Origin of the sequence: Acidovorax facilis, from assembly GCF_050626955.1 — a bacterium.
GTDB lineage: Bacteria > Pseudomonadota > Gammaproteobacteria > Burkholderiales > Burkholderiaceae_C > Acidovorax > Acidovorax facilis.
The window spans coordinates 4,324,460-4,348,561 of record NZ_CP192460.1; the positions used below are offsets into that span (position 1 = coordinate 4,324,460).

Consider the following 24,102-nt stretch of genomic DNA (forward strand, 5'->3'; position numbering starts at 1 on the left):
TCCAAGGGGTGCGGGGCTAGGCGCAGGCCGCAGTCAAGGCTGGCCGCCTTGACAAGGACTGCAACGCTGCACTGCGACTCGTGGGGCCCCGGCCCTTTGGGTGAGTGCCTCGCCGCCTAGCATGCGGGGCGGCTAGGTACTCACGTACCGCCGATTTCTCAGGTTCACTGGACTAAGTCTTCGTGGTGGTCAGCGGCGCCCCGTTTCCAGTAGGCGGAGATGCGCATGCGCTTGGCATCCACACCCGGCTTGGCGAGCATGGCGCGGCGCACGGCGGACATCTCGCTGTGTTCGCCGGCAGCCCAGACAAACCCAGCGCCGGTTGGCAGCGCCAGCGCTTCCACGGCGGCGGGCAGCGCGCTCACCCATTGCAGGTCGAGCTGTGCCGCACTGGCCAGCACGCGCTGGTCGGCTGGGTTGCGCACCTGGATGCGCACCGTGGCCTGGGTGTGGGCGGGCAGCTCGGCCAGGCGGCGGGCGATGGCGGGCAGCGCGGTTTCGTCGCCCAGCAGCCAGTGCCAGTCAAACCCGGTGGGCACCACCATGCTGCCGCGCGGCCCGGCAATGCCCACCCACTGGCCGACGGCGGCACTGGCGGCCCAGTCAGTGGCGGGGCCTGCGTCGTGCAGGGCGATTTCGATGTCCAGCTCGCCCGTGGCGGCGTCATAACGTGCAGGGGTGTAGTCGCGCAGCACGGGGCGCGGATCGGGGAAAACCGGGCGACCATCGTGCAGGGACGGCAGCGAGGGGCGCTCCTGGCCCGGCTGGGGCAGGATGAGCTTGAGATGGTCGTCAAACCCCGCGCTCACAAACCCGGCCAGCTCGGGCCCGGCCAGGGTGAGCCGCACGAAACCGGGGCTGACGGCGGTGCGCCGCACCACCTGGAGGTGGCGGGCTTGCAAGGGATGGCGGACGCGTTCGACGGCAAGGTGTGCAGCGTCAACCGGGGGAGTGGCGGTAGGCAGAGGTGCGTTCATGGCGTAAAATGTTGATTTAGTCAACCAATGATCTGCGCATTGGTTGATTTTGTCAACCACATATCGCCATGACGACCCACGCACCCGCCGATGTCTTTGAAGCCATGCACGACCTGCTGCATGCCTACCGGGCGCACATGGTGCGCACGATGGCCGCCATCCACCCCGACCTGACGCACAACGAAGTGCGGGCGCTGATGTTCGTGGGGCGCCACCCTGGCACCACGCAGCGCGAACTGGTGGCGCACAGCGGTGCCGACAAGGCACAGGTGGCCCGCATGGTGGGGATGCTGCAGGACAAGGGTTGGCTGGAGAGCGCACCGAATGCCGAGGACAAGCGCAGCCGCTGCCTGCGCCTGAGCGCCCAGGGTGCGGCCCTGCACCAGGCGCTGCGCGACGCCCGCCGGGGGCTGGCGGCGTCGCTGCTCAAAGGGTGTGACGACGCCACGCAGGCCCAGCTGCTCGCCCTGCTGGCACAGGTGCGCAGCAACCTGGACGCCATCGACACCGGCTGCCAGGGCGGCCGGGACTGCCGCAGCTAGCGACGGGAAGGGAGGCGCAGGAGGCCCGCCCCCGCTCCAAGACGGAAAAATGGTGAAAACCGGGGCCTAGCGCTTTATGGATCTACATTTATAGCTATCAATTTAGTAGCATTTCATCTTTTCCATCACTGCCCCTGGATCACCCGCACGGCCTGGGGCAGCGACTGCACGCCGGGCATGAAATGGTCGATGGTGGCGCCCAGCACCACGGCGCAGACCAGCGCGCCCAGCAGCGGCTTCCAGGTCAGGCGCACGGCAGCCGTGAGCCAGCCCTCGCGCTCCACGCCCACAGCGGCACGGGCGGTGGCCACCGAGAAGGCGATTTCGACCGCCACGGTCAGCAGCACGTCCCAACCAAAGAACAGCATGGCCAGCGAGCCCGCGCCAAAGATGATCGCCGCGCCGATGAGAAAAATCGCCACCACGGGCACCACCACCACCGCGCCTTCGTCGGCACTGCCAATGGCGTCGGCGGCGCCGCTGGCCAGGTCGCCCAGCGCGCTGGAATCGCTGCCGGAGCCCCCACTGGACAGGCCCTGCGTCCACGCACCGCCAAAGTCACCGGATGCGCCGCCGCCGCCAAAATCACCGCCGCCGGTGCGCGGCAGCGGCACCTGGCCACTGCCGCCGGACGAGGAGCCACTGGGCCAGGACACATCGGGCACGTCCAGGCTGCTGCCATCGCCCCCTGTGTCCCGGTCCGACCGTACCAGCCGCGCCGCCCAGGCCCGCAGCACCAGCAGGTACCCCAGGTAGCCGACCGAGAGGGTCACGAAATACCGCAGCGCGAGCGACTCCACGCCCAGCAGCATCTGCACATGGGAGGTGCACCACATCAGCAGCAGCGTGAAGCTGCCGATCAGCAGCCCATGCCAGCGCAGGCTGTAGCGCTGCTGCAGGGTGCGCGCCACCGTGCCGTGGTGTGGCATGCGCACGGAGCGCCAGGTGGAGGTTTTCTTCTTGCCGTGGTTGCTGGTGTTGCTGCTGCGGTCGCTGCGGGAAGTGGCCATGGAGGGAACGCCTGCGGTGAAAAGTGGGTGGTCGCCGGCCGCATGTTCGGCCAGAACCGCGCCATTTCACACCAGTTTGCCGCGCCGCTGCAGCCCTGCATACGGCCGTGCGTGAACTTGTCGATGAATCAGGCGTTGCCGTCCACCGACACCGGCACCCGCTGGGCCAGCGCCGTCAGCAGCTCCCAGCTCACGGTGCCCGCAGCGGCGGCCACCTCGTCCACACCCAGCACCGTGCCGTTGCTGGCCTGGCCCCACAGTGTGACCTCGCTGCCAAACCCTGCGGCCACGCCCGCCTGCTGCAGCGGCGTGAGATCCACCGTGATCATGTCCATGCTCACCCGCCCCACCAGCCGCGTGCGGATGCCGTTGACCAGCACGGGTGTGCCGGTGTCGCAGTGGCGCGGGTAGCCGTCGGCATAGCCGCAGGCCGCCACGCCAATCAAGAGCGGCCCCTCGGCCGTGAAGCGCGAGCCATAGCCCACGGTGTCGCCCGCCTGCAGCTGCTGCGTAGCGATGAGGCGGGTGGCGAGGGTCATGGTGGGGCGCATGCCCCAGTGGGTGGCGGTGTGCTCCGGGTAGTCGGGGGCGCTGCCATACAGCGCGATGCCGGCCCGCACCCAGTCGGCACGCACGCGTGCGTCCGCCGCATGGCGCAGGGTGGCGGCGCTGTTGCTCAGCGTGCGCTCACCCGGCAGGTCTTGCGCTGCGGTGTTGAACACGGCCAGCTGGTGCGCCACGCCCCGGGGGCCATCGGCGTCGCTGAAGTGGGTCATGAACGAAATTTCGTCCACCTGCGGCAGCGCATTGAGGCGCGCCCAGGCCGCGCGAAAGCGCTGGGGCGCAAAGCCCAGGCGGTTCATGCCCGAGTTCATCTTGAGGAACACACGGTGCGGCACCTGCGTCTTGTGGGCGGCCAGCATGTCGATCTGCTCGTCGCAGTGCACTGCGTGCCACAGGCCCAGGCGCGAACACAGCTCCAGATCGCGCGGCTCGAACACGCCTTCGAGCAGCAGGATGGGCCCGCGCCAGCCCAGGTGGCGCACGCGCTCGGCCTCGGCCAGGTCCAGCAGCGCGAAACCGTCAGCGCCGCGCAGGCCTTCGTACGCGCGCTCGATGCCGTGCCCGTAGGCATTGGCCTTGACCACGGCCCAGACCTTGGCATCAGGGGCCGCCTGTCGGACACGCTCCAGGTTGTGGTGCAGGGCGGCGGTGTGGATGGTGGCGGCAATGGGACGGGGCATGGGGTTTGACCGGGTGGGAAGCACCGGATTCTGGCACCGTGGCCGTTTATCCGCGTGATATAACCGTCCGTCACTTGCCAGGGTCCCCACATTTAACAGGGCATCAGCCGAACTGATGCTGCCACCAGCCATTCGATGAAGCGCGGTTTTTACACCATCATGTCGGCGCAGTTTTTCAGCTCGCTGGCCGACAACGCACTTTTCGTGGCCGCCGTGGAGCTTCTGCGTACAGAAGGTGCCCCCGAGTGGCAGCGCGCCGCCCTGGTGCCCATGTTTGCGCTCTTCTATGTGGTGCTGGCGCCTTTTGTCGGCGCCTTTGCCGACGCCCTGCCCAAAGGCAAGGTCATGTTTGTCAGCAACGCCATCAAGGTGGTGGGCTGCCTCATGATGCTGTTTGGCTCGCACCCGCTGATGGCTTATGCGGTGGTGGGGCTGGGTGCGGCGGCTTACTCGCCCGCCAAATACGGCATCCTCACCGAGTTGCTACCGGCCTCGCAACTGGTCAAGGCCAATGGCTGGATCGAGGGGCTCACCATTGCGTCCATCATCCTCGGCGTGCTGTTTGGCGGCCAGCTGGTGGGGCAGCACCTGTCGCACATGCTGCTGGGCATCGACATCCCCATGATCGACACCGGCGTGGACACGCCCGCTGAATCCGCCATCGCCGCACTGATTGCGGTGTATGCGCTGGCGGCCTGGTTCAACACCCGCATCCCGCACACCGGGGTGGAGATGCGCCCCCTGCGCGCCGACCCTTCGCGCAGCGTGCTGGCCAACGCACTCAATCTGCTGCCCGACTTCTGGGCCTGCAACGGCCGCCTGTGGCGCGACAAGCTCGGCCAGATCTCGCTGGCCACCACCACCCTGTTCTGGGGAGCAGGCGGCAACCTCAAGTTCATCGTGCTGGCCTGGGCGGCTGTGGCGCTGGGCTACAACACCACGCAGGCCTCGGCCCTCACCGGTGTGGTGGCCATCGGCACGGCCGTGGGCGCGGTGGTGGCGTCCATGCGCATGCGCCTGGACATGGCCACCAAGGTGATCCCGCTGGGCATTGGCATGGGGCTGTTGCTGATCCTCATGGTGTTCATCAGCAACATCTGGCTGGCGATCCCCTTCCTCATCCTGCTGGGCGGCCTGGGCGGCTACCTGGTCGTGCCCATGAACGCGCTGCTGCAGCACCGGGGCCACAACCTGATGGGCGCGGGCCGGTCGATTGCTGTGCAGAACTTCAACGAACAGGCCTGCATCCTGGGCCTGGGCGCGTTCTACAGCCTGTCGCTCAAGCTGGGGCTGTCGGTGTTTGGCGCGATCATCACGTTTGGCCTCGTGGTGGCCGGAATCATGTGGATCATCCGCCGTTGGCACCAGCGCAACTGCATCAACTACCGCGACGAAGTGAACCACTTGCTGGACATTGCGCGGCACGATACGCACCACTGAATCCCCCTGAGTCGCCTTCGGCGCCTTCCCCCTGAGGGGGACGCACCCGCTGGCCTGGCAGATCCAGTTCCACGGGTGCACAGGCCTTGGGGCGTGCCTGTTTTGAGCGCTGTGTGACTTGGCGCAAATTGCTACATAATTTATAGCTTCCAGCGCTTATCCATAAAGCGCTAGAGCCTATTTTTACTCTCAATGCAATCTCCCCTGCCCTTTGCCGCCCTGCTGTTCAACGCTTTCGTCTGGGGCCTGGCGTGGTGGCCGTTTCAGCGCATGCACCAGGCGGGGCTGCATCCGCTGTGGGCCACGGCGTCGATGTACGCCGTGGTGCTGGTGGCGCTGCTGGCCTGGCGGCCGGGGATCCTGGCGCAGGTGCGGGCGCACCCGCAGTTGTGGCTGTTGGCGCTGGCCTCGGGGCTGAACAACGTGGCCTTCAACTGGGCCGTGACCATTGGCGACGTGGTGCGCGTGATCCTGCTGTTCTACCTGATGCCCGCCTGGGCCGTGCTGCTGGCCTGGCGCATTCTGGGCGAGCGCCCCACGCCCTCGGCACTGCTGCGCCTGGCGCTGGCCTTTGCAGGCGTGGTGCTGGTGCTGCTGCCCGAGGGCGCACCCGCCACGCGCCTGCTGCAGAACCTGTCGCTGGCCGATGGCCTGGCCTTGCTGGGCGGCTTCATGTTCGCGCTCACCAACGTCACGCTGCGCCGCCTGCACGCCGTGCCGGGGCCTGCGCGCATGGTCACCATGTTCGGCGGCTGCATGCTCATGGCGCTGGTGGTGGCCTGCATCGGGCTGCAAGTGGGGGTGGTGGAGCCGTTCCCTGCCCCCAACACCACCTGGGTCGTCACCGGCCTGCTGCTGGCGGGGGTGCTCATGCTGGGCAACTGGGCGCTGCAGTTCGGCGCCGCGCGCCTGGCGGCGGGCACCACGGCGCTGGTGATGCTGTCGGAGGTGATGTTTGCCAGCGTGTCGTCGGCCCTGCTGGGCGCCTCCACCCTGAGCACGCGGACCGTGCTGGGTGGGGCGCTGATCCTGCTGGCATCCTTGCTCGCGGCGCTGCAGTTTCGCCGCCCCGGCGCCACGGCCCACTGAGCAGGCCACGCGCCGCACGCGGATGGGCGGCAGGGGCTACCATGGCCCGTCATCCCAACCCCGGAGGTTCCGCATGCCCACCAGCATCTACGACTTTGAAGCCCAGCAGATGAACGGCAAGACCGTGCCCTTGTCGCGATACAAGGACAAGGTGCTGCTCATCGTGAACACTGCCAGCGCCTGCGGCTTCACGCCCCAGTTCGGCGGGCTCGAAGAGCTGCACAAGCAATATGCCGACAAGGGTCTGGTGGTGCTGGGATTCCCCTGCAACCAGTTCGGCAGCCAGGACCCCGGCAGCAACGACGAGATCGCCAGCTTCTGCCAGCTCAACTACGGCGTGAGCTTTCCGATGATGGCCAAGATCGACGTGAACGGCGCCAATGCCTCGCCCCTGTACCAGTGGCTGGCCGCCGAAGCCCCGGGCCTGCTGGGCAGCAAGGCGATCAAGTGGAATTTCACCAAGTTCCTGGTCGGCAAGGACGGCCGCGTGATCCGCCGCTATGCGCCGCAGGATGCGCCGAAGAAGCTGGCGGGGGATATCGAGGCAGCGCTGGCGGGTTGATCCCAACGCAGCCATCGATGCATGGTGTTCATCGCACCAGCGGTCGTGGTAGCGCTTCCTATCCCAGACTTGCTGGGGCCCGTTTGACCAACGGCTTTTCGCCCTGGCCCGGCAACCCGAACAGCGGCCGCAGCCACCGCACACGCCGTACCACCGCCGTCAGCCCCCAGCAGAGCCCCACCGTCCCGGCCACCAGGGCCAGCGGCTCCACCACCGGCCCCAGGTGCGCAGGCGCCAGCCACACCACCAGCACGATGATGGCCGTCTGGTGCAGCAGGTACCAGGGGTAGACCGACTCACTGGCCCAGCGCAGCCAGGGCCAGGGCCGATTGAGGCGGTGATGGGCCCAACCCAGGATAGTGAGCAGGGCCGCCCACAGGTACACGTCTGCCAGCACGCGCAGCGGCCAGCGCGCGGACCGCACGCCGTGCTGCTGCGCCAGGCCCAGCAGACCCAGGTACAGAACCAGCAGCACCAGCGCCAGGCCGAGGGTGCGCCAGCGCAGGCGCACCAGTTCGGCCCACAGACCGGTATCCAGCCCGATCCAGTAGCCGTAGACAAACACCGTGAAGTACACGGCGTGCAGCCACCCGTCATGGACCAGGTCGTGCGTGGGCGGGAAATGCGGCCACAGCAGCACCGAATACAGCACCAGCGGCAGCACGGGCACCACCATCAGTGCAGCGCCCCGCAGCCCGGTGAAGGCTCGGCGCAGGCGCTGCCCGGCGGCGGATTCGGCCAAGGGCAGCAACGCCGCCAGCACCATGGTGTAGACCCACAGGTAGGCCAGGTACCACAGGTGGTTCCAGGTGACGCCAGCGTGCCAGCCGTCAAATGCGCCCGTCGGCCAGGTGCTGCCGCTGTAGTAGCGCAGCAGAAAGGCCCCCAAGCCCGGCGCGATGAGCCCGTTCGCCACCCCCTGCGCGTAGGGCTGGTAGGGCACGATGACGGCCATGCCAAAGGCCAGCGGCACCAGCAGGCGCAGGCTGCGCAGCCGCACCAGCCCCGCCACCGACTGCCCCCGCCGGACCAGCCCGAAGGCCAGGCCCGAGACCAGGAACACCAGATCCATGCGCCAGAGGTTGAGCGCGCGCATGGGCGCCTGCAGCCATTCCGCCGCGTACGGGCTTTTGAGGTGCCAGTGCCAGTCGGCCACGTAATACATGGCCACGTGGTACAGGATGACCAGCCCAAAGGCCAGCGCCCGCAGCGCGTCGATGTCATGGCGGCGGACGGGGGTGGAGGCACAGGAAGGTGTAGACATGGCACAACGCAGACAGGGTGGACACAGGGCCTGATGCTGCAGCCCCGCCCCTTCTCACGGCACCGCCGGGGGACGGGCCGGGGTGCCACTGGGACCAGTGGCGGGCAGGAGGGACGAAAAGAAACCGCCCCAGGGAAACTCCCGCCCGGCGGCGCACGGCCCTGCCTACACTTGCCACCCATGACCGCCCCCGCGCCCGCCTGGATCGACCGCTACCCCCACGACCGCGCCCTGCGGCGCCGTGCGGAAGTCAGCTTCTGGGCCGTGGTGCTGCTGGTGCAGGCGACCTTCAACACGGTGGTGACCCGGATCGAACTGCGCAGCGCCGGGCGGACCGTGGCCGCGTGGGAGCCGCTGCTGTGGGAGCTGACGAGCGCGCTGGTGGTGGCGGCGCTGATCCCGGCCGTGGTGGCGTTCGAGCGGCGCTTTGTGCTGCGCTGGGGCACGCTGCGGCGCCATCTGCCCTGGCACGTGCTGGCCAGCGTGGCCTACTGCACCGTGCACCTGGCGGGCATGTGGGCGCTGCGCCATGCGGGCTATGCGGCCCTGGGCGAGCGCTACCAGCCGCCAAGCTGGTGGGCGCAGTGGGGGTATGAATACCTGAAAGACGTGCGCAGCTACGCGCTCACGGTGTGCGCGCTGGTCAGCTACCGCTTCTTGCTGCTGCGCCTGCAGGGCGAGGCGCGCGTGCTGGATGCCCCCGAACCGCCCGCGCCACAGGTGCAGGACGTGCCCGAAACGCCCGCTGCGCAAGCCCCGGCATCAACGCCCGAAACCCCGCACGCCCCGCCCGCACAACGCCCCGAACGCTTCCTGGTGCGCAAGCTGCGCCGCGAGTTCCTGATCGCCGCAGGCGACATCGCCTGGCTGCAGGCCCAGGCCAACTACGTGGGCCTGCATGTGAATGGGCACGACTACCTGCTGCGCTCCACGCTCACCGACTTCCTCACCCAGCTGGACCCATCACGCTTCGTGCGCGTGCACCGCAGCTACGCGGTCAACCTGGACGCCATCGCCGTGATCGAGCCGCTGGACAGCGGCGACGCGCGCCTGGTGATGAAGGATGGGAGCAGCGTGCCCTGCAGCCGGCGCTACCGGGACGGGCTGGCACCCCGCGCGGGCTAAATACCTCGGGAGCTGTTCAAGGTCCCATACCCAACTGCAGTCAAAAAATACAAAACCGTCCACGCTGAGCGTGGACGGTTTGACGCAATCGAACGCGAATCCGTATCAGCTATTCATTGCGCTGCGCGCCACCCTCGACGCACGAAGCTGGCGCGGCCAAGGCCAGTGCTCCCGCGCAAGGGCCGCCCCGCCGCGCTGGGGGCGTCCCCCTCCCGACTCGCGCAGCGAGGAGAGAGAGGGGGGAAGGCGCGAAGCGACTCAGGGGGTGTTTCACTTCAGGCATTGAGCCCCGGCGTCTGCGCAGCCCCCCATTCGGGCGGGCAGGCGGCCATCTCCGCCTCCACCTTGCGCAGCATGTCGGCCAGGGTCTTGCCGGGCTCCTGGCGGAACTGTTCGTCGAGCACCACCAGATCCACGATGCGGTCGATGCGAAAACCCCGGAAGTCATTGCGCAGCTCGCACCAGGCCGACAGCGTCCAGACCTTGCCCCAGTAGAAGCAACCCAGTGGGCGCAGGCGGCGCAGGCTGGGGCGGCCGTGTACGTCGGCGTAGTTGATCTGCACCACGTGGCGACTGTGCACCGCCTCGCGCAGGGCCTGCAGGGTGGCCTGCACGCGCGGGTCCAGCCCCACCGATGGCGCATACAGCGCCTGCGCCTCGGCCGCTACGCGGGCAGCGGGGGGCAGCACCGACAGGATCTTGCCCAGCGCCCCTTCGACCTCGCGCGCCAGCCCAGCGTCGAGCCAGGCCTGGGCCAGGCGCGCGGCGGCCACCAGGGCGTTGGCCTCGCCCTGGCTGAACATCAGCGGCGGTAGTTCGAAACCCGCGCCCAGGCGGTAGCCCACACCGGCCTCGCCCTCAATGGGCACGCCCTGGTGCTGGAGGTCCGCCACGTCGCGGTAGATGGTGCGCTGCGAGACTTCGAGCCGCTCGGCCAGGAAGGCGGCCGTGGACAAGCGCCGACCCCGGATGAGCTGGACGATCTGAAACAGGCGGTCGGCGCGGCGCATGGTGGTTTATTTTTTCAGAGTTCTAAGGCCCTAGCGCTTATCCATCAAGCGCTACAAGCTATTAATTTTGAAGCATCACTCCGATATGGATGGCCACCTGGTCTGGGCCCTCATAGGCCTCGAAGTCGGTTCCAAAGCGGCGTTGCACCTGTGGGTTCTCGGCAAAGTAATGCCAGATGCGCACCCAGGTGTCGATCACCATTTGGGGCATATCGCCCTGGCCGGTAAAGACCAGGTAGTCGCCAGCCTGAATGTCAACGCGGCTGGCGCCGGGTACGGCCTGGGCCCCATCGGGGTCGGCCACGGCCACACCGGCGGTCACATCAAAGGCGCCGTGCTCGTTCGACTCGTAGCCGCTGTACACGCCGAAGATGCGTCCATCGTCGCCCCGGCTGGGCAGCTTGCGCTCCCAGCTCTGGCTGAAGAAACGGTTCCACAGGCCTCCGAGGCGCGCGATGGCGGGGTTCATCTCTTCGCTGTTGCGGGTGCGCACGGCGATGCCGGCCACGCTGAATGCTGGAATCTGGATGATTGCGGGGGTGTTTGTCATGGCGGGTCCTCTCTGGTCTTCAATGGATGGAATTGACGCGCGGGCCGCTGGGCGCCGTGCAGGAGAGGCATGGTGCGTGCACGCTACTGACAACCTGATGTCAGTAGCGTGCACGCACGCTGGTGACTCCGGGTGGGCTCAGCCCATGGGCGGCGTGAGGGTGCCCACCGCCCGCCACGCGATCGGTCAGCGCGGCTGCTCGACGATAGCCGCCGTGATGCGGCGCACCACAGGCAGCACCAGCAACAGCGTGGGGAAGGCCACTACCCAGGACAGCGCCCAGGCACTCAGCCACAGGCGCGGGAGGTCCAGCGAGAAGCCCGCCACGCGCACGGTTCTGATCAGGGACACGATGAAGGTCATGAGCAGCGACAGCAGCAGTGGCATGACCCAGGCCGCCGAGCGTGCGGGCAATCTGCGCAGCCCGAGGAAGGTCTGGCGGGACGACGGCGGGAGCGAGGAAGGTTGGTTCATTGAAATTCCAGAAAGCAGACCGGTCAAGCAAGGTGCCGCCCCCACCCTGCAGCAGATGCAGGCCAGGGACCACAACCCCGGCAGGGCCGGTGTTGGTTGGCACGTTGATTGACGTAAACGCTTACGGCAACCCATGAACCGGGTCGCGGGGAGATTCTAGGCCCAGTCGGCCCGGGCCGCGCTGGCCTTAGCTGCTTTGGCCCTCAGGCGCCGCAGCCACGGTGGCCTGGGCCCGCGCGGCGGCCAGGCGGCGCGCGCGTTCGACCTGCTGGGCCGCAGTGCGAGGCACCATGCCGTACATGTCGGCAAAGGCCTCCAGCGTCTGGCCGCTTGCTTCAAAGGCGCGCAGCAGGGCTTCGTCCTTGGCATTGCGGGCTGCCCATTCGGCAAAGGCTTCTTCGAGGATGGCGTTGGCGGCCTCGTCGCGGCTTTGCACCAGCTCGGTATACGCCTCGCGCGTGAGGCCCGAGGCCTCGAACGCGGCAATCATGCGGTTGCGCAGCTTGGGCAGCAGGTCTTCGGTGGCGCGGGCCTTCTTGCGGCGGTAGACCTCCAGCAGCGCGTGGTGCACATGCTCGGGCGCCATGTCTTCCACAGGCTGGCCTTGCAGGTCATGGCGCTTGTCGCCCGCCGCCACGCTTTGCAGATACCGTGTGGAGCGGGTGTGGATGCCCAGCGCCACCTTGAGCGCCTCGCGCTCAAACAGCTCGGGGTGCGCAGCCAGCAGGTCCTGGAAGATGCCGCGCTTGAGCGGGCGGAACACGGCGCCAAACAGATGGGGATAGAGCCCCGCCAGTTGTTCCAGCGCGGGGTGAACACGCTGGGGCGCACGCGGGCCCGGGGCGCCTGCTGGCACGGTGGCGCCCTCGGCACCCTCCGCGCTCCGGGGCGCCTGGCGCCCGTCAGCATTGCGGCGGTTGCGGCCACCACGGCGCGAGCCCCCTGTACGCTGGGGGGGAGCCCCAGCCTCCGTGGGCGCGGCTGCCACAGGCGCTGCCAAGGGTTCGACAGGGGCTGTGTGGGGTTGTTCTTGTGCGGACACGGAGTCGGTCATGGCGGTGCAGTTCCGGGGCAAAAATGGGGGCGACAAAACCCTCGATCATGCCAGCGTTGGGTCGGCGGGCGCAAAACAGCCTCTGACAGAGGCCTGAATTACCCTGTGCCTGTGCAGCAGGGCAGGGAGGGTCAGCCTGCGCGCAGCGCCTCGTCCAGCACCTCCACCCAGTGCCGCACGGGCGTGCCCGTGCCACTTTGCAGGTGCGTGATGCAGCCGATGTTGGCCGACAGGATCATGTCCGGAGGCTGGTCGCCAAAGGCCTCGCCGAGCACGCCGAGCTTGCGGTCGCGCAGCTGGTACGACAGCTCGGGGTTGAGCACGGAATAGGTGCCCGCCGAGCCGCAGCACAGGTGGGCATCGTTGCGCGCCGCGCGCAACTTGAAGCCCAGCTGGTTCAGGTGCATCTCCACCCCGCCACGCAGCTTCTGGCCGTGCTGCAGCGTGCAGGGCGGGTGGTAGGCGAACAGCGTGTCGGGCTTTTGCACGCGACCGGCGAGCTTATGCGCCAGCTCGGGCAACAGGTCAGGCAGCAGCTCCGACAGGTCGCGCGTGAGGGCGCTGATGCGCTCGGCCTTGGCCGCGTACATCGTGTCGTCTTTGAGGATGTGGCCGTATTCCTTGACCGTCACGCCACAGCCGGATGCGTTCATGACGATGGACTCCACCCCCTGCTCCACCAGCGGCCACCAGGCGTCGATGTTGGCGCGCATCTCGGCCTTGCCGCCTTCCTGGTCGTTGAGGTGGAACTTGACGGCGCCGCAGCACCCAGCCTTGGGCGCGATCACGGTCTGGATGCCCACGGCGTCAAGCACGCGGGCGGTGGCGGTGTTGATGTTGGGCATCATGGCCGGTTGCACGCAGCCCGCCAGCATGAGCACCTTGCGGGCATGCTCGCGTGTGGGCCAGGCGCCGGCATTTTGGGGCGCCGGCACCTTGGCCTTGAGGGATGCGGGCAGCAGGCCGCGCACCAGTTGCCCGGCCTTCATCGCCGGGGCAAACAGGGGCGAGGGCAACCCCTCCTTCAGCGCCCAGCGCAGGGCTTTTTCGCCCACGGGGCGGGCCACTTTTTCATCAACGATCTTGCGGCCGATATCCACCAGGTGGCCGTATTGCACGCCGCTGGGGCAGGTGCTTTCGCAGTTGCGGCAGGTCAGGCACCGGTCCAGGTGCATCTGGGTCTTGCGCGTGGGGGTCTCGCCTTCAAGCACCTGCTTGATGAGGTAGATACGGCCGCGCGGACCGTCCAGCTCGTCGCCCAGCAGCTGGTAGGTGGGGCAGGTGGCGGTGCAAAAGCCGCAGTGCACGCATTTGCGCAGGATGGATTCGGCCTCCAGGCCATCGGCGCGGGCGCGGTATTCAGGAGAGAGCTGGGTTTGCATGGTGCATGCCTGGGCGAAAAGACAGAAAGATCAGGGCCGATTCAGCGCGGCGCGGTCGGTGGGTCCAAGGGCGCTTCCAGCGCCAGCGGCTTGCGCAAGGGGTGGCGCAGCCTTGCGCGGTCGGCCCACAGCGGGGGCAGCGACAGGGCCAGCAGCACCAGCGCCAGCGGCACCACAAACACAAAGCCCACATGCTTGAAGCCCGCCGCGCCCGCAATGCCGCCCACCAGGAACATGCCCACCAGCCCGGCAAACAGCCGCAGCCGGGCCTGGTTGGCGCGCACTTGTGATTCGGGCGCGGTGCCGGTGCGGTTCCAGTAGAGCATCTTGCCCATCTCGATGCCCAGGTCGGTCACCACGCCCGTCATGTGGGTGGTGCGGATCTGCGACGACGACATCTTGGTCACCGTGGCGTTCTGCAGGCCCATGATGAAGGAGAGCAGCAACACCGCCAGCGGCACGGCAAACGGTGTGGGCCAGGTGAGCGTGATGGCCCCCACCAGGCCGAACAGCAGCATGAGCACGGACTCCAGCACCAGCGGCAGCGCAAAGGTGCTGCGCAGCTTGCGCTGGCGCGCCCAGTTGATCATGATGGCCGTGGTGCCTGCGCCCGACATGAAGGCCCACAGCGCACCGATGGCACCCAGCACGATCTTCATCTGGCCCAGTACCAGGTTGTCGGCCAGCGAGGACAAAAAGCCGGTCATGTGCGAGGTGTACAGGTGCACCACCAGAAAGCCCCCTGCATTGACGGCCCCCGCATTGAACGCCAGCAGCAGGCCCAGCACCCGGTTGCTGGCGACCGTGCGGCGGTTTCCGGTGAGGTGGCGAAGGCGTCGCATGGCCAAGGTGACGGTGAAAACGGTGGTGGTGATGGAACTGACCCCGCCTACCAGGCCCGCGCCATGCGGCCGGGGTTGAAGATGCCAGCCGGGTCAAAGCTGTGTTTGAGCCGGGCGTGGATGTGTTCCAGCGCCTTGGACTGAAGGTCAAATGTGCCACTGGCGCTTGTCCCACCTGCGCTAGCAGCTACAAAAATAGAAGCATTTCCACCCACAGCCCGAGCGGCTTCGCGCAGGGCGTCGCCTGTGGATTCGGGCGCTTGCACCCAGCGCAGCGCGCCATGCCACTCGACCAGCGGCTGCGCGCCGCCCGGCAAGGTCAGCACCGGGGCCGTGGCGGGCACGGACAGGCGCCACAGGGCGTGGCCGGGCTGTGCAGCACGTGCGGTGAACCAGGGCAGGGTCTGCTCGCGGCAGGCCGTCCAGTCGGCAGCCACCGTGGCGTTGTCCATGCGCGTGCCACCCATCGTTTTGCAGGCGGCCTCGACCGCCGCCACGGCGCCGCGCAGGCGCACATAGAGCGTGCCCACGCCACCGTCTTGCACCCAGCAGCTGGCGTTCAGGGGCAGCGGCTGGCCGCCCCAGGCGTGCAGCTTGCGCAATGCGTCGGCCTGGTTGATGTCGTCAAACCGCAGCGTGGCCTCGCCGGGCGCCACGGGCAGCACCTTGAGGCTGACCTCGGTCAGCAAACCCAGCGTGCCCCAGGCACCGGCCATGAGGCGGGACACGTCATACCCCGCCACGTTTTTCATGACCTGTCCGCCAAAAGTCAGCAGCTCGGCTTTGCCGTTGAGCAGGGTCACGCCCAGAAGATAGTCGCGCACAGCCCCCACGCTGGCGCGGGCGGGGCCTGAGAGGCCTGCCGCGACCATGCCGCCCACGGTGGCGGCATCCGAGGAGGCCTTGGCGAAATGCGGGGGCTCAAAAGGCAGGCATTGGCCTTGTTCGGCCAGCGCGGCCTCCAACTCGGCCAACGGGGTGCCCGCCCGCACGGTGACAACCAGCTCGCTCGGCTCGTAGCTCACGATGCCGCGCAGCACCCGCGTGTCGAGCACTTCACCATGCAGTGCCAGGCCGTGAAAATCCTTGGTGCCACCGCCACGGATGCGCAAGGGGGTCTGGTCGGCGGCGGCGGTGCGCACACGTTCGGTGATCTGGGCAAGGGCGAGGTCCATGCCTTGCATCGTAGCTGCAGCCATGTCCGGTGCTACACCTGCAATGCGTGAATTTTTTGAACAGGGCGCGTGCAAAGGACTCGGTCCTGCGGACAAGTTGTCTGGGGGAACATGCCTTGGCTACCCTGCCAAAGCCAACAGCGAGCCCCCCACCGGTACGAAAAAAACCCGCCGTTGCCGGCGGGCTCAACAACCAGAGGAGTGACTCGCTTGTTCTTGTTGCGACGCTGCGGTGCCACCAGACACCGCAGCGCGTGGGGTGCAGGCGGATCAGCGGTTGTACGCTGTCTCGCCGTGCGAAGTGATGTCCAGACCTTCGCGTTCGTCTTCTTCCGTGACACGCAGGCCCACCGTGAGGTCAACGATCTTGTAGGCGACGAAGGAGACCACACCCGACCACACGATGGTCAGCAGCACAGCCTTGGCTTGTGTCCAGACTTGCGCGGCGATGGAGTAGTCGGCCGATGTCACCATCGTTGCCGTCACCCAGTCGGCCACGTAGCCAGGGCCACCCAGGCCAGGGGCGTTGAACACGCCGGTCAGCAGGGCACCCACGATACCGCCGATGCCGTGCACGCCGAACACGTCGAGCGAGTCGTCCGCACCCAGCAGCTTCTTGAGACCGTTGACACCCCACAGGCAGGCAAAACCGCCCACCAGGCCGATCACCAGGGCGCCGCCGATACCGACGTTGCCAGCGGCAGGCGTGATGGCCACGAGGCCGGCCACGGCACCCGAAGCTGCACCCAGCATCGAAGCCTTGCCACGCATCAGCGCTTCGCCGATGCACCATGCCAGCACGGCAGCGGCGGTGGCCACCAGCGTGTTGATGAAGGCCAGGGCGGCAAAGCCGTTGGCTTCCAGGGCAGAGCCGGCGTTGAAACCGAACCAGCCCACCCACAGCAGCGAGGCACCGACCATGGTCAGCGTCAGGCTGTGAGGCGCCATGGCTTCCTTGCCGTAACCGATGCGCTTGCCCACCATGAACGCGCCCACCAGGCCCGCCACAGCGGCGTTGATGTGCACCACGGTACCGCCAGCGAAGTCCAGAGCACCCCACTGCCAGATCTGGCCAGCCTTGCCGGTCATGGCGTCGGCCACTTCCTTGGAGGCGTAGGCGTCAGGGCCCATCCAGAACCACACCATGTGGGCAATAGGCAGGTAGCTGAAGGTGAACCACAGCACCATGAACATCATGACGGCGCTGAACTTGATGCGCTCTGCGAACGCACCGACGATCAGGGCGCAGGTGATGCCGGCGAACGTGGCCTGGAAGGCGGCGAACACCACTTCTGGAATCACGACACCCTTGCTGAACGTGGCCGCGTTGGCAAACGTGCCTGCGGCGTTGTCCCAGATGCCTTTCATGAACAGGCGGTCAAAGCCACCGATGAACGCGCCGCCTTCGGTGAAGGCCAGGCTGTAGCCGTAGATGAACCACAGCACCACGATCATCGAGAACGTGACCATCACCTGCATCAGCACGGACAGCATGTTCTTGCTGCGCACCAGGCCACCGTAGAACAGCGCCAGGCCGGGCAGGACCATCAGGATCACGAGGATGGTGGAGGTCATCATCCAGGCGGTGTCACCCTTGTTGGGGACAGGAGCGGGTGCCTCGGCGGCAGCTGCGGGAGCGGCGGCCGCTGCCGCTGCGGGGGCTGCGGCAGCAGCAGGAGCCGGGGCTTCTGCGGCAGGAGCGGCAGCAGCCGGCTCGGAGGCGGCGGGCGCCTGTGCCAGGGACAAGTTGCCCATGGTCAGCAGACCCAGCCCCAGAATGAAGGAAGCAAGCAGTTTTTTCATGGCGTTTCTCTTCTTGGATGTAGTACGGCCGCGCCCTTACAGCGCTTCCTTGCCGGTTTCGCCAGTGCGGATGCGCACCACCTGCTCCAGGTGGGTCACGAAGATCTTGCCGTCGCCGATCTTGCCGGTGCGGGCGGCGCTTTCGATGGACTCGATCACGCGGTCCACGAGGTCGTCCGCCACAGCGGCTTCGATCTTGACCTTGGGCAGGAAGTCAACCACGTATTCCGCGCCGCGGTACAGCTCGGTGTGGCCCTTCTGGCGGCCAAAGCCCTTGACCTCAGTGACCGTGATGCCTTGCACGCCGATGTCCGAAAGCGCTTCACGCACCTCGTCCAGCTTGAAGGGCTTGATGATGGCTGTCACCATTTTCATTTTGGTTCCTCCGACATGGGCGCAGCAAGCGCCCATTGAGACTTGCTTACAGGGTTTTGGTGAGCGTGACGATCACGCGCGACTTGTTGACGTGGCCAAAGAAGGCCTTCTTGTTGGCACCCACCACGGCAGCGCCCAGCGACAGGCCACCGCCGAAGTCGTAGGCACCGCCCACGCTGTAGTCCATGTAGTTGGGCACGCCCAGGTCCTTGATGTCGCTGGCAAAGCGCGTGAAGCCGACCGAGGCCTTCACTGTGATGCTGGGGGCCACTTCCTGCGCAAACGCGAAGTTCAGGTAGCCGGTGTTGCGGCCCTTCAGGCCCGAGCCAGCCTTGGCGCCGGCAAAGCCGAAGTAGTCCTTGGAGATGGTGTGCGAATACTTGGCAGTGAAGGGGCCCATGGTGGCCGCGCCATACAGCTCGGTGGTGTTGCCGTTGCTGTTGCCAGGGTAGATGTAGGTCAGGGCGCCCACGTCCAGGTCGGCGCCGCCAGCCTTGAACTTGTAGCCGCCGTACAGGTCGGATTCGAGCGAGTTGTTGGCCAGCCAGTCCACGCTGGAGTTCCAGTTGCCCACGTACCAGCCGGTGTCGCCGAAGGCGTAGTCAAAACCGCCTTGCAGTGCAGGCTTGACCGCTTTGGACTTGGAAACGTCCTGGTCCTGGCCACGGAACTTGTAGTTGGTGGTCAGGCTGACATTGCCGGTGAGCTGGGCACTGGCCAGCATGGGAAGGGTTGCAACAAGGGCAACGCCCAGGGTCTTGATGATGGCGCGGGTCATGTTTCCTCCGGTTGGACAAAGTAGGGACGAGCGTTTTAAGCACGGACCGTGCCACGCCAGTGCAACCATTGCATCGCCTTCACATCGCCGTTGCGTTGCGTTACACCGATCCCCAAGTACAGTGACGGTGTGCGCGCGGACCATGTTGCACCTTGTTGGTGCACTACACAACAGGGCCGCGCTAAAAAACCATAAAACGCACCCATCTGGGGAGAAACCGCTTCATGAGTCTTGCTTTGGTGCAAAGCCGCGCCCTTCTGGGGCTGCAGGCGCCTTCTGTCACCGTCGAAGTGCATCTGGCCAATGGTTTGCCCAGCTTCACGCTGGTGGGCCTGGCCGAGGTGGAGGTCAAGGAGGCCCGCGAACGGGTGCGCTCGGCGCTGCAGAACGCGGGGCTGGAGTTCCCGCATAACAAGCGCATCACGGTAAACCTGGCACCAGCCGATCTGCCCAAGGACTCAGGGCGCTTCGATCTGCCGATTGCACTGGGCATCCTCGCCGCCAGCGGGCAGGTGGACGCAAGCCGTCTGGCGGGCTATGAGTTTGCGGGCGAGCTGTCGCTGTCGGGCGAACTGCGCCCCGTGCGCGGCGCGCTGGCCACCAGTCTGGCGCTGCAGACCCAGCAGATCACCGCGCAACTGGTGCTGCCCCCCGGCAGCGCTGAAGAGGCCGCCCTGGTGCCCGCCGCGCAGGTGGTGCGCGCACGGCATCTTCTGGATGTGGTGCGCGCCTTCCTGCCGCCGGGCAGCGTGGCTGCGGGCGATGCCGACGTGGCCAACGACGGCTGGACCCGCCTGCAGGCCACCCCCATGGCGGCGAGCACAGCAGGCCCCGACATGTGCGACGTGAAAGGCCAGGCCAGCGCCAAACGCGCGCTCGAGATTGCTGCCGCTGGCGGGCACAGCGTGCTCATGGCCGGGCCGCCGGGGTCGGGCAAGTCGATGCTGGCGCTGCGGTTTGCGGGGCTGCTGCCCGCGATGACCGTGGACGAGGCGCTGGAGAGCGCCGCCATTGCCAGCCTGGCCGGGCGCTTTCGCACCGACCAGTGGGGCCACAGGCCCACAGCCGCGCCACACCACACCGCCAGCGCAGTGGCCCTGGTGGGTGGCGGATCACCCCCCAGGCCCGGCGAAATTTCGTTGGCGCACAACGGAATCTTGTTTCTGGACGAACTGCCCGAGTTTCCGCGCGCTGCGCTGGAGGCCCTGCGCGAACCGCTGGAGACAGGACATATCACCATCTCCAGAGCGGCGCAGCGTGCGGATTTCCCCGCCCGGTTCCAGATGATTGCGGCCATGAACCCCTGCCCCTGCGGCTACCTGGGCTCCACCCAGCGCGCGTGCCGCTGCACGCCCGACCAGGTGAACCGCTACCAAGCCAAGCTCAGCGGCCCGCTGCTGGACCGCATTGACCTGCATGTGGAGGTGCCCGCCCTGCCCGCCGACCAGCTGGTGCAGGCACCCGCGGGCGAAGCCAGCGAGGCGATCCGCGAACGCGTGGCGCAGGCCCGCGCCGGGGCACTGGCACGGCAAGGCAAGACCAACCAGGCGCTGCAGGGCCAGGAGATCGACACCCACCTGCACCTGCAGGATGCCGCCGCCAAATTCCTCAACACCGCCGCCGCCCGCCTGGGCTGGTCGGCCCGCAGCACGCACCGTGCGCTGAAGGTCGCGCGCACCATTGCCGACCTGGCGGGTGCACCCTCGACCGAAGTGGGCCATGTGGCCGAGGCCGTGCAATACCGGCGCGTGCTGCGCAGCCCCGTCTGAGAGCCACAGGCGCCGATGCTGCACCGTGTGTGTCGCCTGCCACACATCAATTACTATAATTTTTATAGCAATACATATCCGTCAAATAAGCGCTAGCGGCTGATTTGAATCAAATTTCCGTGCAACCTGCTGCCAACCCGCGCCCACCCCCCGCCACAATCACCCCATGTCCAGCGTTCGCCCCACCAAAAAGACCACCGCCTCCATGGTTCCAGCCAACCCGGCGCCCGCACCCGAATCGGTGGATACCGGCTTTCTGCGCACCCTGGTGGGCTACAACGCGCGGCGCGCATCGCTGGCCGTGATCGAGGTGTTCATGGAGCGCATGGCGGTGTACCGCCTCAAGGTGGTGGATTTTTCGGTGCTGTCGCTGGTGGCGCACAACCCGGGCGTGACCTCGCGCCAGCTGTGCGTGACGCTGGGCGTGTTGCCGCCCAACCTGGTGGGCCTGGTGGCTGCGCTGGAGCGGCGCGGCCTGATCGAGCGTCGCCCCCACCCCAGCGACGGCCGCGCCATGGGCCTGCACCTGACGCCCGCCGGTGTGGAGCTGACGGCCCAGGCCGAGCAGACCGCCGCGCAGCTGGAGGTGGACGCCACCGCAGGCCTCACTGCCGCCGAACGCAAGACGCTGATCCGCCTGCTGCAAAAGGTCTACACCCGCGACGGAGCCTGACAAAGAAAAGGGGCGCTGCAGCCAGCGCCCCTTGGTCTTTGGTTTTGTGCCCGGCTTCGGGCAGCTTCTGCGCCCCGGTTACAGGCCTGCGGCCGCCGGTGCCACGGTCTCAGACTTCGCCGCCATGGCCGCCGCCAGCCCGCCCCACTTTTCGTGGAACAGGCCCGCGTCCATGGTCTTCACATTGCGCATGATCGGTTTGAAGCCCATGTGCGCCAGCACGTCGCGCTCCAGGTCGATGCCGGGCGCGATCTCGGTCAGCTCCAGGCCTTCGGTGGTCAGGTGGAACACGGCGCGTTCGGTCACGAAGAGCACGTTCTGCTCGCGCTGGGCAGCATCCAGCCCATTGAAGGTGATCTGCTCGACCTTCTCGATGAATTTGCGCGAGCGGCCCTCCTTCACGATGGTGAGCTGGCCGTCGGCCACCTTCACCTCCAGGCCACCCGCCGTGAAAGTGCCGCAGAACACCAGGTTCTTGGTCGAGCGCGTGATGTTCACAAAGCCGCCACAGCCCACGGGCCGACCGTTGAACTTGCTCACGTTCACGTTGCCGTGGTTGTCGGCCTGCGCCAGGCCCAGGAAGCTCGCGTCCAGCCCGCCGCCGTCGTAGAAGTCGAACTGCAACGACTGCTCAATGATCGCGTCGGCGTTGTAGGCCGTGCCAAAGTCGCCCAGCTGCGCCGGGATGCCGCCGGTGATGCCGCTTTCCACGCTCAGCGTGAACTGGTCCGCCACACCCTCTTCCGCCGCCACCGACGGCACACCGGCCGGAATACCGATGCCCAGGTTGGTGATGGCGCCAGGTTTCAGCTCCAGCGCGGTGCGGCGTGCGATGACCTTGCGTTCGTCCAGTGCCATGGGCGCCAGCGAGTTCACCGGCACGCGCACGTCGCCACACAGCGCGGCGTTGAACTGCGTGGTGATGGTCTGCATGTGGTTCTCGGGCTGGCTGACCACCACGTAGTCCACCGACACGCCGGGCACCTTGACCGACTTGGGGTGCAGGCTGCCCGCCTTGACGATGCGCTCCACCTGCGCGATCACGATGCCGCCGCAGGCCTTGGCCGCGTGGGCGATGTTGATCTGCTCCAGCAGCACGCCTTCCTTGTCGAGCGTGAGGTTGCCGTTCTCGTCGGCCAGCGTGCCGCGGATGATGGCCACGTCGATCTTGGGCGAGGGGTAGAACAGCCATTCCTCGCCGTTGAATTCGACGAGCTTGACGAGGTCCTCCGTGGACTTGCTGTTGAGCTTGCCGCCTTCGATGCGCGGGTCCACAAACGTGCCCAGACCCACCTTGGTGAGCAGCCCCGGGCTGCGGCTGGCAATGTGGCGCGTGAGGTGCGACAGGCTGCCCTGCGGGAAGTTGTAGGCCTCCACCTCGCCGTCAAACACCATCTTCATCATCTCGGCGCCCGTCTGGCCGAAGTGGCCCGCCACGGTGCGCTTGATCATGCCGGGGTGGGCAAAGTGCACCATGCCCGCGTCCTTGCTGTTGCCGATGGCGCCGCAGGCCCAGGTGGTCACGTTCTTCGGACTGCCGTGGTCGAGGAAGTTTTTCTCGATGCCCTTGAGCACTTCCTCCGGCAGGCTGGAGACGGCCAGACCGCCCAGAAAGATGGTGGCGTTGTCGGGGATCAGGGCCCCCGCCTGGGCTGCGGTGATGATTTTCATGGTGCTGTGCTCTTGCAAATGGGTGTGAAGACTGGATTTACGCGTCGGTGTTCTCGATCAGCAAAGCAATGCCTTGCCCGCCGCCCACACAGGCGCTGGAGATGCCGTAACGCAGCCCTCGGCGGCGCAGTTCGCGCGCCAGCGTCACGGTCAGGCGCACGCCGGTGGCGGCCAGCGGGTGGCCCAGGGCAATCGCACCGCCGTTCACGTTGAGCTTGTTCAGGTCGAGCCCCAGCTCGCGCCCCACGGCCAGGGTCTGTGCGCCCTGGGCTTCGTTGATCTCGAACAGGCCGATGTCATCCAGCGTGAGGCCGGTGCGCGCCAGCAGCGCGCGGATGGCCGGGGCCGGGCCGATGCCCATGTACTCGGGCGCCACACCCACAGCGGCCACACCGCGCAGGCGCGCCAGCGGCTTGAGGCCACGCTGCTGCACATAGGCATCGCTGGCCACCACGGCACCCACGGCGCCGTCCACCAGGGCCGAGCTGTTGCCGGCGGTCTGCACGCCGCCCGGGTACACGGTGCGCAGCGCGGCCAGGGCCTCGACCGGCGAAGGACGCGGGTGCGTGTCGCGGTCGAGCTGCGCGACCTTACGCGGCAGCGTAATGCCGCGCGTGGCGTAGCCTTCCAGTTCAAACTTCTCGCTGGTCACTGGCACGATCTCGCCCGCCAGAAAGCCATCCTCCTGCGCCTTGAGCGCGCGGGCAAAGGACTGCGAGGCGTAGGCATCCACGTCCTCGCGGGTGATGCCGTATTTCTTGGCCAGGTTCTCGGCCGTCTCGATCATCGTCACCGGGCCTGCGGTGTCGATCAATGCCTCCATCAGGAAGTCCTTGAACTCCACGGGCGCGCCCAGCTTGAAGCCGGTGCGGTGCGTGTAGGCCGCAATCGGGTTGCGCGTCATGGACTCGGTACCCACCACCAGCGCCACGTCGGTGTAGCCCAGCGCAATCTGGTCGGCGGCCTGGCGGAACAGCTCAAAGCCCGTGCCGCAGATGCGTTGCACCAGGATGGCTGGCACGGCTTGCGGCACGCCTGCATACAGGCCAATGTGGCGCGGCAGCACAAAGGCGTCGAAATCGGCCTGCGCCATGGAGCCCGTGATGACCGAGCCCACATCGGCAGCGGGCACGCCGCTGCGCACCAGCACGGCGCGCGCCACCTTGATGCCCATGTCGGTGGGCGACACATGGCCCAGCGGGCCGCAGTAATCGACCATGGGCGTGCGCACGCCGTCCACCAGCCAGGCGTTCAGGGGCGCGGAGAAAGAGCTTGTCGAAGTGGTCGTCATGG

Annotated in this window: 23 protein-coding genes; 7 read left to right on the forward strand and 16 right to left on the reverse strand. The window is 67.2% G+C overall.

Going from position 1 to position 24,102, the window contains the following annotated elements:
• Positions 1 to 164: 164 nt before the first annotated feature.
• The gene (locus ACQ4MJ_RS19835; protein ID WP_431151545.1) at positions 165 to 977 is read right to left on the reverse strand and encodes a siderophore-interacting protein; all 813 of its coding nucleotides are present in this window, start codon (positions 975 to 977) and stop codon (positions 165 to 167) included.
• 68 nt (positions 978 to 1,045) lie between these two features.
• On the opposite strand from ACQ4MJ_RS19835, the gene ACQ4MJ_RS19840 reads away from it, so the two are divergent.
• The gene (locus ACQ4MJ_RS19840) at positions 1,046 to 1,519 is read left to right on the forward strand and encodes a MarR family winged helix-turn-helix transcriptional regulator (protein ID WP_055399835.1); all 474 of its coding nucleotides are present in this window, start codon (positions 1,046 to 1,048) and stop codon (positions 1,517 to 1,519) included.
• Positions 1,520 to 1,644: 125 nt separating this feature from the next.
• Here ACQ4MJ_RS19840 and ACQ4MJ_RS19845 read toward each other — a convergent pair whose 3' ends face one another.
• Entirely contained in the window at positions 1,645 to 2,529 is an 885-nt protein-coding gene (locus ACQ4MJ_RS19845) for a hypothetical protein (protein ID WP_431151544.1), read from the reverse strand.
• A 128-nt stretch (positions 2,530 to 2,657) separates the two neighbouring features.
• Positions 2,658 to 3,773 (reverse strand): alanine racemase, encoded by a 1,116-nt coding sequence (gene alr, locus ACQ4MJ_RS19850; protein WP_121507873.1) that lies wholly within the window; start codon positions 3,771 to 3,773, stop codon positions 2,658 to 2,660.
• A gap of 135 nt (positions 3,774 to 3,908) precedes the next feature.
• On the opposite strand from alr, the gene lplT reads away from it, so the two are divergent.
• The 3 genes from lplT to ACQ4MJ_RS19865 all read left to right on the forward strand — a co-directional run bounded on the left by lplT (position 3,909) and on the right by ACQ4MJ_RS19865 (position 6,864).
• Positions 3,909 to 5,213, forward strand: coding sequence for a lysophospholipid transporter LplT (lplT, locus tag ACQ4MJ_RS19855; protein ID WP_055399829.1), 1,305 nt, complete (start codon positions 3,909 to 3,911; stop codon positions 5,211 to 5,213).
• Positions 5,214 to 5,405: 192 nt separating this feature from the next.
• Positions 5,406 to 6,302 carry a DMT family transporter gene (locus ACQ4MJ_RS19860; protein ID WP_121421937.1) on the forward strand — a complete coding sequence of 299 codons (897 nt, stop codon included), beginning with the start codon at positions 5,406 to 5,408 and terminating at the stop codon, positions 6,300 to 6,302.
• Positions 6,303 to 6,375: 73 nt separating this feature from the next.
• Positions 6,376 to 6,864, forward strand: a complete 489-nt coding sequence (locus ACQ4MJ_RS19865; protein WP_431151543.1) for a glutathione peroxidase — start codon at positions 6,376 to 6,378, stop codon at positions 6,862 to 6,864.
• 58 nt (positions 6,865 to 6,922) lie between these two features.
• Here the strand turns inward: ACQ4MJ_RS19865 and ACQ4MJ_RS19870 are convergent, their stop codons facing one another.
• Positions 6,923 to 8,128, reverse strand: a complete 1,206-nt coding sequence (locus ACQ4MJ_RS19870; RefSeq protein WP_431151542.1) for an acyltransferase family protein — start codon at positions 8,126 to 8,128, stop codon at positions 6,923 to 6,925.
• A gap of 180 nt (positions 8,129 to 8,308) precedes the next feature.
• On the opposite strand from ACQ4MJ_RS19870, the gene ACQ4MJ_RS19875 reads away from it, so the two are divergent.
• On the forward strand, positions 8,309 to 9,253 hold the full coding sequence (locus ACQ4MJ_RS19875; RefSeq protein WP_218301262.1) for a LytTR family DNA-binding domain-containing protein: 945 nt from the start codon (positions 8,309 to 8,311) through the stop codon (positions 9,251 to 9,253).
• Between the two features lie 275 nt (positions 9,254 to 9,528).
• On the opposite strand, the gene ACQ4MJ_RS19880 is transcribed toward ACQ4MJ_RS19875, so the two are convergent.
• The 10 genes from ACQ4MJ_RS19880 to ACQ4MJ_RS19925 form a co-directional block, all read right to left on the reverse strand.
• Positions 9,529 to 10,263, reverse strand: a complete 735-nt coding sequence (locus ACQ4MJ_RS19880) for a helix-turn-helix transcriptional regulator (protein ID WP_055399814.1) — start codon at positions 10,261 to 10,263, stop codon at positions 9,529 to 9,531.
• 61 nt (positions 10,264 to 10,324) lie between these two features.
• A complete protein-coding gene (locus ACQ4MJ_RS19885) occupies positions 10,325 to 10,813 on the reverse strand; it encodes a GyrI-like domain-containing protein (protein ID WP_431151541.1) in 489 nt (162 codons plus the stop codon).
• A 186-nt stretch (positions 10,814 to 10,999) separates the two neighbouring features.
• Positions 11,000 to 11,287, reverse strand: a complete 288-nt coding sequence (locus tag ACQ4MJ_RS19890; RefSeq protein ID WP_431151540.1) for a DUF2798 domain-containing protein — start codon at positions 11,285 to 11,287, stop codon at positions 11,000 to 11,002.
• 187 nt (positions 11,288 to 11,474) lie between these two features.
• Complete coding sequence (locus tag ACQ4MJ_RS19895) at positions 11,475 to 12,341, reverse strand: ProQ/FINO family protein (protein ID WP_431151539.1); 867 nt, start codon at positions 12,339 to 12,341, stop codon at positions 11,475 to 11,477.
• Positions 12,342 to 12,472: 131 nt separating this feature from the next.
• Positions 12,473 to 13,723: a glycolate oxidase subunit GlcF gene (glcF, locus tag ACQ4MJ_RS19900; protein ID WP_431151538.1), complete on the reverse strand. Its 1,251-nt coding sequence runs from the start codon at positions 13,721 to 13,723 to the stop codon at positions 12,473 to 12,475.
• Positions 13,724 to 13,764: 41 nt separating this feature from the next.
• A complete protein-coding gene (locus ACQ4MJ_RS19905) occupies positions 13,765 to 14,565 on the reverse strand; it encodes a YoaK family protein (protein ID WP_055399803.1) in 801 nt (266 codons plus the stop codon).
• Between the two features lie 47 nt (positions 14,566 to 14,612).
• Positions 14,613 to 15,749 (reverse strand): glycolate oxidase subunit GlcE, encoded by a 1,137-nt coding sequence (gene glcE, locus ACQ4MJ_RS19910; protein WP_431153042.1) that lies wholly within the window; start codon positions 15,747 to 15,749, stop codon positions 14,613 to 14,615.
• A 261-nt stretch (positions 15,750 to 16,010) separates the two neighbouring features.
• Entirely contained in the window at positions 16,011 to 17,543 is a 1,533-nt protein-coding gene (gene amt, locus ACQ4MJ_RS19915; protein ID WP_431151537.1) for an ammonium transporter, read from the reverse strand.
• A 36-nt stretch (positions 17,544 to 17,579) separates the two neighbouring features.
• Entirely contained in the window at positions 17,580 to 17,918 is a 339-nt protein-coding gene (glnK, locus tag ACQ4MJ_RS19920; RefSeq protein ID WP_010466918.1) for a P-II family nitrogen regulator, read from the reverse strand.
• Positions 17,919 to 17,964: 46 nt separating this feature from the next.
• Complete coding sequence (locus tag ACQ4MJ_RS19925) at positions 17,965 to 18,696, reverse strand: TorF family putative porin (RefSeq protein WP_218301269.1); 732 nt, start codon at positions 18,694 to 18,696, stop codon at positions 17,965 to 17,967.
• A gap of 224 nt (positions 18,697 to 18,920) precedes the next feature.
• On the opposite strand from ACQ4MJ_RS19925, the gene ACQ4MJ_RS19930 reads away from it, so the two are divergent.
• The gene (locus ACQ4MJ_RS19930) at positions 18,921 to 20,465 is read left to right on the forward strand and encodes a YifB family Mg chelatase-like AAA ATPase (RefSeq protein ID WP_431151536.1); all 1,545 of its coding nucleotides are present in this window, start codon (positions 18,921 to 18,923) and stop codon (positions 20,463 to 20,465) included.
• Between the two features lie 166 nt (positions 20,466 to 20,631).
• Entirely contained in the window at positions 20,632 to 21,138 is a 507-nt protein-coding gene (locus ACQ4MJ_RS19935; RefSeq protein ID WP_370641403.1) for a MarR family winged helix-turn-helix transcriptional regulator, read from the forward strand.
• A gap of 78 nt (positions 21,139 to 21,216) precedes the next feature.
• Here the strand turns inward: ACQ4MJ_RS19935 and ACQ4MJ_RS19940 are convergent, their stop codons facing one another.
• Together ACQ4MJ_RS19940 and ACQ4MJ_RS19945 are read right to left on the reverse strand one after the other, a co-directional pair.
• Positions 21,217 to 22,809, reverse strand: a complete 1,593-nt coding sequence (locus ACQ4MJ_RS19940) for an acyl CoA:acetate/3-ketoacid CoA transferase (RefSeq protein ID WP_431151535.1) — start codon at positions 22,807 to 22,809, stop codon at positions 21,217 to 21,219.
• Positions 22,810 to 22,846: 37 nt separating this feature from the next.
• A complete protein-coding gene (locus tag ACQ4MJ_RS19945; protein ID WP_431151534.1) occupies positions 22,847 to 24,100 on the reverse strand; it encodes a thiolase family protein in 1,254 nt (417 codons plus the stop codon).
• Between the last annotated feature and the right edge of the window lie 2 nt (positions 24,101 to 24,102).

Bases quoted from the DNA above. Each gene is read 5' to 3' on its own strand.
- ACQ4MJ_RS19835 (WP_431151545.1), bottom strand. From the start codon at position 977: ATGAACGCACCTCTGCCTACCGCCACTCCCCCGGTTGACGCTGCACAC.
- ACQ4MJ_RS19840 (WP_055399835.1), top strand. From the start codon at position 1,046: ATGACGACCCACGCACCCGCCGATGTCTTTGAAGCCATGCACGACCTG.
- ACQ4MJ_RS19845 (WP_431151544.1), bottom strand. From the start codon at position 2,529: ATGGCCACTTCCCGCAGCGACCGCAGCAGCAACACCAGCAACCACGGC.
- alr (WP_121507873.1), bottom strand. From the start codon at position 3,773: ATGCCCCGTCCCATTGCCGCCACCATCCACACCGCCGCCCTGCACCAC.
- lplT (WP_055399829.1), top strand. From the start codon at position 3,909: ATGAAGCGCGGTTTTTACACCATCATGTCGGCGCAGTTTTTCAGCTCG.
- ACQ4MJ_RS19860 (WP_121421937.1), top strand. From the start codon at position 5,406: ATGCAATCTCCCCTGCCCTTTGCCGCCCTGCTGTTCAACGCTTTCGTC.
- ACQ4MJ_RS19865 (WP_431151543.1), top strand. From the start codon at position 6,376: ATGCCCACCAGCATCTACGACTTTGAAGCCCAGCAGATGAACGGCAAG.
- ACQ4MJ_RS19870 (WP_431151542.1), bottom strand. From the start codon at position 8,128: ATGTCTACACCTTCCTGTGCCTCCACCCCCGTCCGCCGCCATGACATC.
- ACQ4MJ_RS19875 (WP_218301262.1), top strand. From the start codon at position 8,309: ATGACCGCCCCCGCGCCCGCCTGGATCGACCGCTACCCCCACGACCGC.
- ACQ4MJ_RS19880 (WP_055399814.1), bottom strand. From the start codon at position 10,263: ATGCGCCGCGCCGACCGCCTGTTTCAGATCGTCCAGCTCATCCGGGGT.
- ACQ4MJ_RS19885 (WP_431151541.1), bottom strand. From the start codon at position 10,813: ATGACAAACACCCCCGCAATCATCCAGATTCCAGCATTCAGCGTGGCC.
- ACQ4MJ_RS19890 (WP_431151540.1), bottom strand. From the start codon at position 11,287: ATGAACCAACCTTCCTCGCTCCCGCCGTCGTCCCGCCAGACCTTCCTC.
- ACQ4MJ_RS19895 (WP_431151539.1), bottom strand. From the start codon at position 12,341: ATGACCGACTCCGTGTCCGCACAAGAACAACCCCACACAGCCCCTGTC.
- glcF (WP_431151538.1), bottom strand. From the start codon at position 13,723: ATGCAAACCCAGCTCTCTCCTGAATACCGCGCCCGCGCCGATGGCCTG.
- ACQ4MJ_RS19905 (WP_055399803.1), bottom strand. From the start codon at position 14,565: ATGCGACGCCTTCGCCACCTCACCGGAAACCGCCGCACGGTCGCCAGC.
- glcE (WP_431153042.1), bottom strand. From the start codon at position 15,749: ATGCAAGGCATGGACCTCGCCCTTGCCCAGATCACCGAACGTGTGCGC.
- amt (WP_431151537.1), bottom strand. From the start codon at position 17,543: ATGAAAAAACTGCTTGCTTCCTTCATTCTGGGGCTGGGTCTGCTGACC.
- glnK (WP_010466918.1), bottom strand. From the start codon at position 17,918: ATGAAAATGGTGACAGCCATCATCAAGCCCTTCAAGCTGGACGAGGTG.
- ACQ4MJ_RS19925 (WP_218301269.1), bottom strand. From the start codon at position 18,696: ATGACCCGCGCCATCATCAAGACCCTGGGCGTTGCCCTTGTTGCAACC.
- ACQ4MJ_RS19930 (WP_431151536.1), top strand. From the start codon at position 18,921: ATGAGTCTTGCTTTGGTGCAAAGCCGCGCCCTTCTGGGGCTGCAGGCG.
- ACQ4MJ_RS19935 (WP_370641403.1), top strand. From the start codon at position 20,632: ATGTCCAGCGTTCGCCCCACCAAAAAGACCACCGCCTCCATGGTTCCA.
- ACQ4MJ_RS19940 (WP_431151535.1), bottom strand. From the start codon at position 22,809: ATGAAAATCATCACCGCAGCCCAGGCGGGGGCCCTGATCCCCGACAAC.
- ACQ4MJ_RS19945 (WP_431151534.1), bottom strand. From the start codon at position 24,100: ATGACGACCACTTCGACAAGCTCTTTCTCCGCGCCCCTGAACGCCTGG.